This is a genomic window from Xanthomonas sp. NCPPB 4037 (assembly GCF_041475695.2).
GTDB classification, from domain to species: Bacteria; Pseudomonadota; Gammaproteobacteria; order Xanthomonadales; family Xanthomonadaceae; genus Xanthomonas; species Xanthomonas campestris.
In genome coordinates this window covers 4,024,187-4,036,144 of record NZ_CM191261.1, presented here as the reverse complement: position 1 = coordinate 4,036,144, position 11,958 = coordinate 4,024,187, and the positions used below count along the sequence as shown (strand labels likewise).

General features: G+C 65.2%; 10 protein-coding genes. 8 read left to right on the top strand and 2 right to left on the bottom strand.

Annotation, left to right across the window (positions count from 1 at the left end; genetic code table 11):
- Positions 1 to 18 precede the first annotated feature (18 nt).
- From recG to ACCQ01_RS17830, 4 genes are all read left to right on the top strand, one after another.
- Positions 19 to 2,160, top strand: coding sequence for an ATP-dependent DNA helicase RecG (gene recG, locus ACCQ01_RS17845; protein WP_228431143.1), 2,142 nt, complete (start codon positions 19 to 21; stop codon positions 2,158 to 2,160).
- Positions 2,161 to 2,288: 128 nt separating this feature from the next.
- On the top strand, positions 2,289 to 3,227 hold the full coding sequence (locus ACCQ01_RS17840; RefSeq protein ID WP_228431140.1) for a nucleoside hydrolase: 939 nt from the start codon (positions 2,289 to 2,291) through the stop codon (positions 3,225 to 3,227).
- 72 nt (positions 3,228 to 3,299) lie between these two features.
- Positions 3,300 to 3,542 (top strand): type B 50S ribosomal protein L31, encoded by a 243-nt coding sequence (locus ACCQ01_RS17835; RefSeq protein WP_011038339.1) that lies wholly within the window; start codon positions 3,300 to 3,302, stop codon positions 3,540 to 3,542.
- Positions 3,543 to 3,771: 229 nt separating this feature from the next.
- A complete protein-coding gene (locus ACCQ01_RS17830; protein WP_016944651.1) occupies positions 3,772 to 5,061 on the top strand; it encodes a citrate synthase in 1,290 nt (429 codons plus the stop codon).
- A 122-nt stretch (positions 5,062 to 5,183) separates the two neighbouring features.
- Here ACCQ01_RS17830 and ACCQ01_RS17825 read toward each other — a convergent pair whose 3' ends face one another.
- A complete protein-coding gene (locus ACCQ01_RS17825) occupies positions 5,184 to 5,834 on the bottom strand; it encodes a hypothetical protein (RefSeq protein ID WP_012437499.1) in 651 nt (216 codons plus the stop codon).
- Between the two features lie 434 nt (positions 5,835 to 6,268).
- Positions 6,269 to 8,695, bottom strand: a complete 2,427-nt coding sequence (locus ACCQ01_RS17820) for a penicillin-binding protein 1A (RefSeq protein WP_228431138.1) — start codon at positions 8,693 to 8,695, stop codon at positions 6,269 to 6,271.
- Between the two features lie 215 nt (positions 8,696 to 8,910).
- On the opposite strand from ACCQ01_RS17820, the gene ACCQ01_RS17815 reads away from it, so the two are divergent.
- Genes ACCQ01_RS17815 through ACCQ01_RS17800 form a run of 4 tightly spaced genes read left to right on the top strand, consistent with a single transcriptional unit; the run spans position 8,911 to position 11,955 of the window.
- Positions 8,911 to 9,969, top strand: a complete 1,059-nt coding sequence (locus tag ACCQ01_RS17815) for a pilus assembly protein PilM (RefSeq protein WP_016944654.1) — start codon at positions 8,911 to 8,913, stop codon at positions 9,967 to 9,969.
- Positions 9,969 to 10,763, top strand: a complete 795-nt coding sequence (locus tag ACCQ01_RS17810; RefSeq protein WP_228418379.1) for a PilN domain-containing protein — start codon at positions 9,969 to 9,971, stop codon at positions 10,761 to 10,763. Before ACCQ01_RS17815 ends, ACCQ01_RS17810 begins: the two co-directional genes overlap by 1 nt.
- Entirely contained in the window at positions 10,760 to 11,425 is a 666-nt protein-coding gene (locus ACCQ01_RS17805; protein WP_011038333.1) for a type IV pilus inner membrane component PilO, read from the top strand. The genes ACCQ01_RS17810 and ACCQ01_RS17805 overlap by 4 nt, the downstream gene beginning before the upstream one ends.
- On the top strand, positions 11,422 to 11,955 hold the full coding sequence (locus ACCQ01_RS17800) for a pilus assembly protein PilP (RefSeq protein ID WP_011038332.1): 534 nt from the start codon (positions 11,422 to 11,424) through the stop codon (positions 11,953 to 11,955). The genes ACCQ01_RS17805 and ACCQ01_RS17800 overlap by 4 nt, the downstream gene beginning before the upstream one ends.
- The last annotated feature ends 3 nt before the right edge of the window (positions 11,956 to 11,958 follow it).

Sequence of the window (11,958 nt, the reverse complement as noted above, 5' to 3'; positions counted from 1 at the left end):
CCGAAGGCGCGATTCGCCGTGCCGCGCGCGCGTTCCGTCACCCCAAGCCTGGCCGTCGCTGGCCAGGCGCCGCTTTCCAGCTTGCCCGGGGTCGGCCCGAAAGTGGCCGAGAAATTTGCCGCGCGCGGCATTCTCAGCTTGCAGGATCTGTGGCTGCACCTGCCGCTACGCTACGAAGACCGCACCCGCCTGACCACCATCGCGCAGTTGCAGGGCGGGGTACCGGCGCAGATCGAGGGGCGTGTGGAGGCGATGGAGCGCGGCTTCCGCTTCCGCCCGGTGTTGCGCGTGGCGATGTCGGACGACTCGTACGGCACGCTGGTGCTGCGCTTCTTCCACTTTCGCGCGGCCCAGGTTGCGCAGTTTTCCCCGGGCACGCGGTTGCGCGTGTTCGGCACGCCCAAGCCCGGCCAGAACGGCTGGGAAATCGTCCACCCCAGTTACCGCGTCCTGGCGCCGGATGAAGATGCGGGCCTGGGCGATTGCCTGGACCCGGTGTATCCGGTGCTGGAAGGTGTCGGGCCGGCCACGCTGCGCAAGCTGATCGGCCAGGCCTTGGATCGCTTGCCGCCGGAGGCCGCGCTGGAACTGCTGCCGCCGCACTGGCTGCAGGACGAACAGCTGCCGTCGCTGCGCAGCGCGCTGCTGACCATGCATCGCCCACCGGTGGACACGGACCCGCAGCAACTGCTGGCCGGCGGACATCCGGCGCAACAGCGATTGGCCATCGAAGAACTGCTGGCGCATCAAGTGAGCCTGCGCCGGCAACGCATCGCGCTGCAGCGCTTCCGCGCACCGCAGTTGCGCGGTGGCCGCTTGGTGCAGCAGTTACGCAAGGCCTTGCCGTTCCAGCTCACCGGCGCGCAGCAGCGCGTGTTCGAGCAGATCGCCCACGATCTGGCGCAGCCGGCACCGATGCTGCGGCTGGTGCAGGGCGATGTGGGCAGCGGCAAGACCGTGGTGGCGGCGCTGGCCGCGATGTTGGCGGTCGAACACGGCAAACAGGTGGCCTTGGCCGCGCCCACCGAGCTGCTGGCCGAGCAGCATCTGGCCAACCTGCGTGGCTGGCTGGAGCCGCTGGGCGTGCGGATCGTCTGGCTGGCCGGCAAGGTCACCGGCAAGGCGCGCGCCGCGGCGATGGCCGAGGTGGCCTCCGGGCAGGCGCAGGTGGTGGTGGGCACGCATGCGCTGATGCAGGACGCGGTGGTCTTCCACGATCTGGCGCTGGCCATCATCGACGAGCAGCACCGCTTCGGCGTGCATCAGCGTCTGGCGCTGCGCGACAAGGGCGCGGCTGCCGGCAGCGTGCCGCATCAACTGGTGATGACCGCCACGCCGATCCCGCGCACGCTGGCAATGGCGGCCTACGCGGATCTGGACGTCTCGGCCATCGACGAACTGCCGCCCGGCCGCACGCCGGTGCAGACCATCGTGCTGAGCGCCGAGCGCCGGCCCGAGCTGGTGGAGCGCATCCGCGCGGCCTGTGCCGAAGGCCGGCAGGCGTACTGGGTCTGCACCCTGATCGAAGAAAGCGAAGACACCGACAAGGGCGCGCAGAACGGCCCGCCGCGCATCGAAGCACAGGCCGCGCAGGTCACCTTCGAAACGCTCTCGGCGCAACTGCCGGGCGTGCGCGTGGCACTGGTGCACGGGCGCATGAAGCCGGCCGAAAAGCAGCAGGCCATGCTGGATTTCAAGCAGGGCCGCACCGATCTGCTGGTCGCCACCACGGTGATTGAAGTGGGCGTGGATGTGCCCAACGCCTCGCTGATGATCATCGAGAATGCCGAGCGCCTTGGCCTGGCCCAGTTGCACCAGTTGCGCGGGCGGGTCGGGCGCGGCGCGGCGGCGTCCAGCTGCGTGCTGCTCTACCAGGGCCCGCTGTCGCTGATGGCACGCCAGCGGTTGGAGACCATGCGCCAGACCAACGATGGCTTCGTGATTGCCGAAAAGGATCTGGAGCTGCGTGGCCCCGGCGAGTTGCTGGGTACGCGCCAGACCGGCCTGGCGAGTTTCCGCATCGCCGACCTGGCCCGCGACGCCGGCCTGTTGCCGCGGGTGCAGGTGCTCGCGGAGCGCTTGCTCGACGAAGCGCCGGAGATCGCCGACCGCGTGGTCGCGCGCTGGATCGGTGGCGCAGTGCGGTATGCGGCCGCGTGAGCGGCGGCGATTGGGGATTTGGGAGTGGGGATGTGTCAGAGCGGGGCTGCTGCCTCATCTAATTCGCTTGCCTCGCCGATCCTTGCGAAGATGCGGCAACGAATCCCGAATGACCAATTCCGAATCCCATGACAAAAAAGATACCGCTGCTGATCGACACCGACCCGGGCGTGGATGACGCGCTGGCGCTGCTGATGGCGTTCAACGACACCCGCCATGACGTGGTCGGCCTGACCATCACCGCGGGCAATGTCGGTCTGGAGCACACCGTGCGCAATGCGCTCAAAGTGTGCGAGGTGGCCGGTCGCGCCAATGTGCCGGTGTATGCGGGCTGCCCGCAACCGCTGCTGCACCCGTCGGTGGACGCAGCGCATGTGCATGGCATCGACGGCTTCGGCGATGTCGGCCTGCCGCCGGCCGCGCGCGCTGCGGACGCCGAGCATGCGGCGCTGGCCATCCTGCGGCTGTCGCACGTGCATGCAGGCGAGTTGCTGCTGGTGGCACTTGGCCCGCTGACCAACCTCGCCCTGGCGCTGACGTTGGACCCGACCCTGCCACAGCGTGTGGCGCGGCTGGTGGTGATGGGCGGGGCGCTGACCGGGCACGGCAACATCACCGCCGCGGCTGAATTCAATATCGGCTTCGACCCGGAGGCGGCGCATATCGTGTTCCGCGGGTTTCCGCAGTTCGATGTGGCCGATTGGGAGGCGACCGTCGCGCACGGCCTGCTGCACCGTGATGTGGAGCAGTGGCTGGCGGCCGATTCGCCGCGTGCACGCTTCTACGAAGAAATCTCCCGCAAGACCCGGCTGTGGTCGGAGGACAGTCGTGGCGAGTACTGGTATGCCGCAGACGCGTTGGCGATGGCCTTCGCCCTGCACCCGGACGGCGCGCAGCGCCTGGAGCAGCGGCCGGTGCACATCGAACTGTCGGGCACGCACACCCGCGGCATGACCCTGGTGGACTGGAACCGGCAGGGCGGGGCGGCCGACAACGCCACCCTGTTGCTGGACTACGACCGCCAGCGCTTCTACGGCCTGGTCGGGCAGGCGCTGGCGGCCGGCTAGGTCCCGGCTTGCACCGGGTGCCGGGCGGTGGCTATAATGCCCGGCTTACCCAGGCAGCCCGGCGCCAAGTCCATGAAAGATAACGTTCATCCCAGCTACAACGACGTCGTCTTCCACGACGTGACCTCGGATTTCAAGATCCTGACCCGTTCCACCATGAGCTCGAAAGAGACCGTGAAGTGGGAAGACGGCCAGGACTATCCGCTGATCAAGGTGGAAATTTCCTCCGCATCGCACCCGTTCTATACCGGCAAGCACAAGGTGATCGACACCGGCGGCCGTATCGACAAGTTCCAGAAGCGCTACGCGCGCTGAGCTTGCAGGACGGGCTGTACCGGCAACGGCCGCGCATTGCGCGGCCGTTGTTTTTTGGGGAATTCCCGCTTCGCTTTTGCGCCCCTGACGGGTGCGTCTACGACTTCTGTCCAAGCGACGGCCAAAATGCTGCTGTGCGATAATGACGTGATCCGAGGCGATGCCTTGGACTTCCATCACGTGCCTGCCCATGTGGGATCAGGCGCCTTCCACTGAAGGAGCGTACACAGTGTCCGATCTTGATCAGGTCACGCTCAACGCCGGCGACAAGTCGGTCGTTCTGCCGGTTCTCAAGCCCACGTTGGGCAATGATTGCGTCGATATTTCCAAGCTGACCAAAGAAACCGGTCTGTTCACCTACGACTCGGGTTTCACCGCCACCGCCAGTTGCAAGTCGGCCATCACCTACATCGATGGCGACAATGGCGTGCTGCTGTACCGCGGCTACCCGATCGAACAGCTCGCCGAGAAGTCCAGCTTCCTGGAAGTTTCGTATCTGCTGATGAATGGCGAACTGCCGACGGCGGACGAGTTCAAGAAGTTCGACCACGAAGTGACGCATCACACGATGATGCATGAGTCGCTGAAGAACTTCCTCGGTGGCTTCCGCCACGATGCGCACCCGATGGCCATGCTGGCCGGTTCGGTGGCCTCGCTGTCGGCGTTCTACCACGACACCCTGGACCTCAACGATCCGGAGCAGCGCCGTCAGGCCGCCATCCGTCTGATCGCTAAGGTGCCGACCCTGGCTGCTGCGGCGTACCGTTACTCGATCGGCTGGCCGATCCGCTATCCGCGCAACAACCTGAACTACGTCGACCGCTTCCTGCACATGATGTTCGAAGTGCCGAGCGAGCCGCTGGAGATCAACCCGGTCGTTGCCAAGGCACTGGATCTGCTGTTCATCCTGCACGCCGATCACGAACAGAACGCCTCGACCTCGACCGTGCGTCTCGTCGGTTCGACCGGTGCCAACCCGTACGCGTCCGTGGCAGCCGGTATCACCGCGCTGTGGGGCCCGGCACACGGTGGCGCCAACGAAGCCGTGCTGAAGATGCTGGAAGAGATCGGCACCGCTGACAACGTCGAGTCCGCCGTGGCCAAGGCCAAGGACAAGAACTCCTCGTTCCGTCTGATGGGCTTCGGTCACCGCGTCTACAAGAACTTCGACCCGCGCGCCAAGATCATCCGCGAGATGACCCACAAGGTGCTGGGCGAGCTGGGTGTCAACGACCCGCTGCTGGAAGTTGCGCTGAAGCTGGAAGAAGCCGCGTTGAAGGACGACTACTTCGTGCAGCGCAAGCTGTACCCGAACGTGGACTTCTACTCGGGCCTCATCTACAAGGCGCTCAATATCCCGGTGGAAATGTTCACCGTGATGTTCGCCATTGCCCGCACCGCCGGCTGGGTATCGCATTGGCTGGAGCAGCAGGTCGACCCGGAAATGAAGATCGGCCGTCCGCGCCAGATCTACACCGGTTACGACAAGCGCGACTACACCGACGCCGGCAAGCGTTAAGCGCCCCGGAGTTGGTTGTTTGACCAAACGCCCCGCATTGCGGGGCGTTTTGCGTTGCGGCCTGGAGTGCTGTGGGCAGTGCCGGGCCGGTCCTGGCGCGATGCAATGGTGCGGTCTGCTGCTTACCGCAGTGGCTGCACGTAACCCTGGATCTCTTCGTCCGCCAGCAACTGCCGCAATTGCGCTGCAGAGGCGCGTGCCATCGGTTTTTCGTCCAGCTGCGATAGCGGTGCCTGGCGCAGTGCGTCGTATGGCAGCACTGTCAGGTCGAAGGTCAGGTCTTCCGCGCTGAACAGCCACACTGGAAACTCGCTGCTACGTTCGCGATCCAGGCGCAGCCGGCGCGTGCGCAATTCGGCAGGAATACGGTGTTCTTCGAGAAATCGTTGCACTGCATCGGCATCGTCGCTGTGCAGCTGCAATTGCACCGGCGCTTTGGCGTCGGCGGTGCCATCCAGTACCGGGCCGGTCAGCCGTGGCTGGAAAGGGCTGAGGAAATCCAGCGCACGTAACGCGGCCTCGCGCCGTTGCCGCAAGCGCACGCCATGCTCGGGGCCGGCGAACAGACGCTGATACTCGCGCAGCGCGTCTTCGATCTCGCGGTTCCGTGGCAGTGATGCATCGTCGTGGATGCCGAGCCGGCTGGCCGCCTTGAGTTTGGCTTGATGGAAATCGCGGATGCCGCCTTCGGCCATCAGTCGGGCGGCCTCATGGGCGAGCCGGTGACGGCGCTCTCGGGTGCGCGTGTCGGCGTGTTGGCGTGCGTGATGCATGGCCGGGCTCCCCTGTCTGAACCTGACTTCGACTCTACACGAGCGTAGTGAAGTTGCCGATGACAATCGTTGGGGCGATAGCGCCGCCTGGACGCGGCGTTGGCAGGTGATCGGCTACCGCGCGCTGGCATCGCATGGGCGCTGCGCGCGGCGGCGATGAAACCATGCGGTGCGGGTCATACAGGCGTAGCGAACGCTGGCGTTCGCAGCACGGATAGGCTGTGGGGCATCGCGCAGACGTTCAGTGCAGAACTGGCTTGGCCCAGGCAGCGTGCGTGCCCTGTGCGTCGATAACGCAGCGAGATGCGGCATGGCGGAGGAGGCCATCGCAACCGATCAGCAACGCCCAGCATCACGCCGCATCAATCGCTTGCCCAAAAAAACAGCGGAGCCACCTGGGCTCCGCTGCTGGCATCACACCGTCTGGAACAGCTTTAGAAGATGTCGAACGCTTTTTCGTCCTGCTGTTCCTGCAGACCGTAGTCGTAATCCTGCAGACGGTCGAGGTCTTCGTTCTTGACCCACTCCACCGCGCCATTGATGGTCGCCTGGGTCATGCCATCGGGCGGGTCGTTTGCCGCGAGCGGTTTGTCCTTCAAGGCCACGCGCATGTAGTCGATCCAGATCGGCAGCGCGGCCTTGCCGCCGTATTCGCGATACCCCAGCGAGCGGAAGTCATCGCGACCAACCCACACCGTGGTGGCGTACGGGCCGCCAAAGCCGGAGAACCAGGCGTCGCGGTGATCGTTGGTGGAGCCGGTCTTGCCACCCACATCCTCGCGTCCCAGCACCTTGGCCGCGGTACCGGTGCCGCGCTGGACAACGTCGCGCATCATCGAGACCAGCTGATACGCAGTGCGCTCGTCGATGGCGCGCGGCGCGATCTTGGTTTCGGCGGTGGCTGCCGGGGCAGTTTCCGCAGGCATGGCAGGGGTCGCGGCGGCTGGCTCGATCGACTTGGGCAGCGCAGGTGCGCCGAAGTTGAAGCCGTCCACCACCTGGCTGACCGGAGCGGCGGTGCCGCCCTGTGTAGCGCAGGTGCGGCAGGCCACGGCGGGCACTTCCTTGAAGACCACATTGCCGTCGCGGTCCTTCACCTCGTCCACGATCCAGGTGTCCACGCGCGAGCCGCCATTGGCGAACACCGCGTAGCCGCGTGCCACCGACAGCGGCGTCAGTGATGCGGTGCCCAGCGACATCGACAGGTTGGGCGGCAGTTCGGCCTCCTGGAAGCCGAACTGGCTGATGTACTTGCGCGCGAAATCGACGCTGATCGCATCCAGCAAACGCACCGACACCAGATTGCGCGACTGCACCAGCGCCTCACGCAGGCGCATCGGCCCACGGAAGCCGCCGCCATCGTTCTGCGGCGACCAGGTCTTGCCGCGGCGGTCGCGGAACACCACCGGTGCATCCAGCACAATCGAGGCCGGGTTGAAGCCCTTCTCGAAGGCCGCCGCATACACGAACGGCTTGAAGCTCGAGCCCGGCTGGCGCCGTGCCTGGGTGGCGCGGTTGAACTTGTTGCCGGCAAAGCTGAAGCCGCCGACCAGGGCGCGCAGCGCGCCACTGTTGGCGTCCAGCGACACCAACGCGGCCTGGCCGCGCGGCAGCTGATCGATGATCCACTCGCCGTCCTTTTCGCCGGCCCGGATGCGGGTCAGGTCGCCGCGGGTCAGCAGCTTGGCCGGGGTCTTGTTGGTCCAGCGGCTGGCGCTGGCCGGCAAGGTCAGCTCGGTCTTGTCGCTCTGCACGACGGTCACACCGCCGTCAGCGTTGGTGCGCGCAACGATCACGGCGCGCAGGCCGCCTTGGGTGAACACGCCCGACAGATGCTTGGCCAGGGCCGGCGCATCCGCATCGGCGGCCACGTCGAAGTGCTGCTCCACGCCGTGCCAGCCATGGCGGTGGTCGTACAGGCGCAAGCCTTCGGCAACTGCCGCATCGGCGCCGGTCTGCAAGGTGGAATCGATGGTGGTGGTGACGTGGTAGCCCTTGTTGAGCACGTCGCCGCCGTACTTGGCGATCATTTCCTGGCGCACCAGCTCGGCCACGTATGGGGCATAGACCTCCACCGGCGGCTCGTGCGGCTTGGCGTGCATCGGCACCGCCTTGGCCGCGTCGGCCTCGGCCTGGGTGACGAAGCCCAGGTCGGCCATGCGCTGCAGCACGTAGTAGTCGCGGCGTTCGCGCGCGCGCTCCGGGTTGCTGATCGGGTTGCCGCTGGACGGGAACTTGGGGATGCCGGCCAGCGATGCCATCTCGTCCAGGCTCAGGTCGGCCATCTTCTTGCCGTAGTAGTACTCGGCCGCAGCGCCCACGCCGTATGCGCGGTTACCGAAGAAGCTCTTGTTCAAATACAGCTCGAAGATCTCGTCCTTGGTCAGCTCGCCCTCGATCTTGCGCGCCAGCAGGATCTCGGCCAGCTTGCGGGTGTAGCTGTATTCGGAATTGAGGAAGAACTGCCGGGCCACCTGCTGGGTGATGGTCGAGCCACCCGGCACGCGCTTGGCGTCGGTACTGGCCAGCAGCCATACCGCGCGGGCGATGCCCTTGTAGTCCACGCCGCCATGCTCGTAGAAGCGCGCATCCTCGGTGGCCAGGAACGCCTGCTTGAGCCGCTCCGGAACCTCCTTCATCTGGATGGGATACCGGCGCGTCTCGCCATAGACGGCCATCAGCCGGCCATCGCTCGAGTACACGTACATCGGCTCCTGCAGTTCGACCTGCTTGAGCGATTGCACGTCCGGCAACTTGGAGGAAATGGCGTAGTACAAGCCGCCGGCGGCAATAGCACCAAGCACGGCAAGCACGACGAGCGTGGCCAGGATCCAGCCCAGCCAACGGCGAATACGGGGCATGTAAGAGAGATTCCGATTGCAGATTTCTTGGTCACAGAGTATAGATGACGCCGGGTTTGGCTGGGGCCGAACTCTGGGGATCGCAGAAGACACCACTGGGGTCACGTCATGGGGCTATTGCTTCGTGCGTGAAGGGGTTGTCAACTGTTAAAATTTGATTATTAATGCGAGGACGCAACACATGCGTCCAAGTGCCCGTCGGCAGGGGAGTTTCCGTGGGGCTTTTACCCAAGAGTCAGTCGCCACTTATTGGTGTCGACATCAGTTCCACTGCGGTCAAGCTATTGCAGCTGTCGCGCAGCGGAAATCGTTTTCGCGTGGAACATTACGCTGTGGAACCGTTGCCGCCGAATGCGGTGGTGGAAAAGAACATCGTCGAAGTCGAAGCGGTGGGCGAAGCCATTCGCCGTGCCATCAACCGTTCCGGCAGCAAGGCCAAGAACGCGGCAGCGGCCGTGGCTGGCTCGGCGGTGATCACCAAGCTGATCCCCATGCCGGCGGATCTGGACGATAGCGATCTGGAAGCCCAGGTCGAGCTGGAAGCCACCAACTACATCCCGTACCCGATCGAGGAAGTGAATCTCGATTTCGAGGTGCTCGGCCCGATGCCCAACAGCCCGGACATGGTCCAGGTGCTGCTGGCGGCGTCGCGTTCGGAAAACGTCGAGCTGCGCCAATCGGCGCTGGAGCTCGGCGGCCTGGTCGCCAAGGTGATGGACGTGGAGGCATTCGCGGTCGAGAACGCCTTTGCCCTGGTTGCCAGTGAATTGCCGGTCGCCGCTGATGCGGTGGTGGCGCTGGTGGACATCGGCGCGACCATGACCACGCTGAGCGTGCTGCGCTCAGGGCGCAGCCTGTACAGCCGCGAGCAGGTGTTCGGTGGCAAGCAGCTCACCGACGAAGTGATGCGGCGCTACGGCCTGACCTATGAGGAAGCTGGCCTGGCCAAGCGTCAGGGCGGCCTGCCGGAGAGCTACGAGGTCGAAGTGCTGGAACCGTTCAAGGAAGCGACGGTGCAGCAGATCAGCCGCCTGTTGCAGTTCTTCTACGCGGGCAGCGAATTCAATCGCGTCGATTGCATCGTGCTGGCAGGCGGTTGCGCGGCGTTGTCGCGCCTGCCGGAGATGGTGGAAGAACAGCTGGGCGTGACCACCGTGGTCGCCAACCCGCTGGCACAGATGACGCTGGGCCCGAAGGTTCAGGCCCATGCGCTGGCGCTGGATGCGCCTGCATTGATGATCGCCACCGGCCTGGCCCTGAGGAGCTTTGACTGATGGCAAGAATCAATCTATTGCCCTGGCGCGCCGAGCGCCGGAAGGCGCGCGAGCGTGAGTTCTATTCGATGCTCGGCTTCGCCGCGCTCGCTGGCGTGGTGTTGTCGGCGCTGATCTGGTTCTACTACGACGGGCAGATCAGCGGGCAGACCGAGCGCAACGCGTTCCTGACCACCGAGATCGACAAGGTCAAGGCGCAGAACGAAGAGATCAAGGAACTCGACAAGAAGAAGGACCGCCTGCTGGCGCGCAAGAAGGTCATCGAGGAACTGCAGGCCAATCGCTCGCAGATGGTGCACCTGTTCGATTCGCTGGTGCGCACCATTCCCGATGGCGTGGCGCTGACCAACATCAAGCAGGATGGCGACATCCTCACGCTGGAAGGGCGCTCTCAGTCCAACGCGCGCGTCAGTGCCTACATGCGCAACCTGGAAGGCTCGGGTTGGATGACCAATCCGGACCTGTCGATCATCGAGGCCAAGAGCCAGGACAAGGCCGCCGGCCAGCCTGCGGCTTCGTCGATGGACACCAAGACCTTGCCGTACGTGTTCACGCTGAAGGTCAAGCTGGCCAACCCGAACGAGGCCGACAAGAACGGTACCGCGCCGGTTGACGGCCAGGCACCGGGCGCAACCCCGGCGGCCACGCCAGCCGGCGCAGCACCTGCGCCAGCAGCGACACCGGCAACAACGCCTGCGCCGGCCGCACCGGCCGCACCGGCCGCGCCTGCACCTGCACCCGCACAAGCGGCACCGGCGCAAGCCACTCGGCCGCAGGAGGGGGCGGCGTCATGAGTAAGAAATCATTCAAGCTCAGCGATCTGGACTTCAACAACATCGGCGGCTGGCCGCAGCAGGCGCGCATCGTGTTCTGTGTGGTCGTCGGCCTGTTCATCATGGTGCTGGCCTGGTTCCTGTTGATCAGCAGCAAGCGCGATGAACTCGAAGGCCTAGAAGGCACCGAAACGCAGCTGCGCACCGAGTTCGAGACCCAGCAGGGCCGTGCGGTGAATCTGGAGCCGCTCAAGCAGCAGCTCGCACAGATGGAGCAGGTGCTGCAGCAGATGCTGCGTCAGCTGCCCAGCAAGACCGAAATGCCGGATCTGATCATCGACATCTCGCAGACCGCGCTGTCCAGCGGCCTGTCCAACGAGCTGTTCCAGCCGGGTCCGGAATCGCCAAAGGAGTTCTACGCCGAGAAGCCGATCGCCCTGCGCATGGTGGGCAGCTACCACCAGTTCGGCGCCTTCGTCAGCGGTGTGGCCTCGCTGCCGCGCGTGGTGATCCTGACCATGCACGACATCAACCTCAAGCCCAAGGACGCCAAGGCCGGCATCACCCCACGGGGGGCGCTGGAGCTGTCCGGCACGGTCAAGACCTATCGTTATCTGGACGATGAGGAAATGGCCGAGCAGGAAAAGGCTGCGGCCGACGCGGCGAAGAAGGGCGGCCAATGACCATGAAATTGCTCAAGATCCTGTCCTGCGTGGCGCTAATTGCAGTGCTGCCGGCGTGCACCCGCGGTGTGACCAGCACTCCGGGCGATGCGCCGAATCTGGAAGCCTGGGTGGCCGAAGTGCGTGCGCGTCCTGCGCCGCCGCTGGAGCCGTTGCCGGTGATGCAGCAGTTCGAAACGTTCGAATACGCGGCGCAAGTGATGCGCGACCCGTTCAGCGATGCCTGGGTCAGCGCGGAAGGCGGCAATGGCACGCGACCGGATCCGAACCGGCGCAAGGAGCCGTTGGAAGCCTTCCCGCTCGACGCCCTCGACATGGTGGGGACCATTGGAGGTGGCTCGGGCCTGATCGCATTGGTCATGGCGCCTGACAAGGTGACCTACCGGGTGCGGCCGGGTGTGTATCTGGGACAGAGCGATGGCCGGGTGACCGGGGTCTACGAAGACCGCATCGAGCTGATTGAACTTGTACCGGACGGTGCGGGTGGATGGCTGGAACGGCCTGCCGCGCTCGCATTGGATGATCAATAAAGT

What these genes read in the sequence shown, in the direction of transcription:
- ACCQ01_RS17840 (WP_228431140.1), top strand. Translation starts at nt 2,289, where the DNA reads ATGACAAAAAAGATACCGCTGCTGATCGACACCGACCCGGGCGTGGAT.
- ACCQ01_RS17835 (WP_011038339.1), top strand. Translation starts at nt 3,300, where the DNA reads ATGAAAGATAACGTTCATCCCAGCTACAACGACGTCGTCTTCCACGAC.
- ACCQ01_RS17825 (WP_012437499.1), bottom strand. Translation starts at nt 5,834, where the DNA reads ATGCATCACGCACGCCAACACGCCGACACGCGCACCCGAGAGCGCCGT.
- ACCQ01_RS17820 (WP_228431138.1), bottom strand. Translation starts at nt 8,695, where the DNA reads ATGCCCCGTATTCGCCGTTGGCTGGGCTGGATCCTGGCCACGCTCGTC.
- ACCQ01_RS17810 (WP_228418379.1), top strand. Translation starts at nt 9,969, where the DNA reads ATGGCAAGAATCAATCTATTGCCCTGGCGCGCCGAGCGCCGGAAGGCG.
- ACCQ01_RS17805 (WP_011038333.1), top strand. Translation starts at nt 10,760, where the DNA reads ATGAGTAAGAAATCATTCAAGCTCAGCGATCTGGACTTCAACAACATC.
- ACCQ01_RS17800 (WP_011038332.1), top strand. Translation starts at nt 11,422, where the DNA reads ATGACCATGAAATTGCTCAAGATCCTGTCCTGCGTGGCGCTAATTGCA.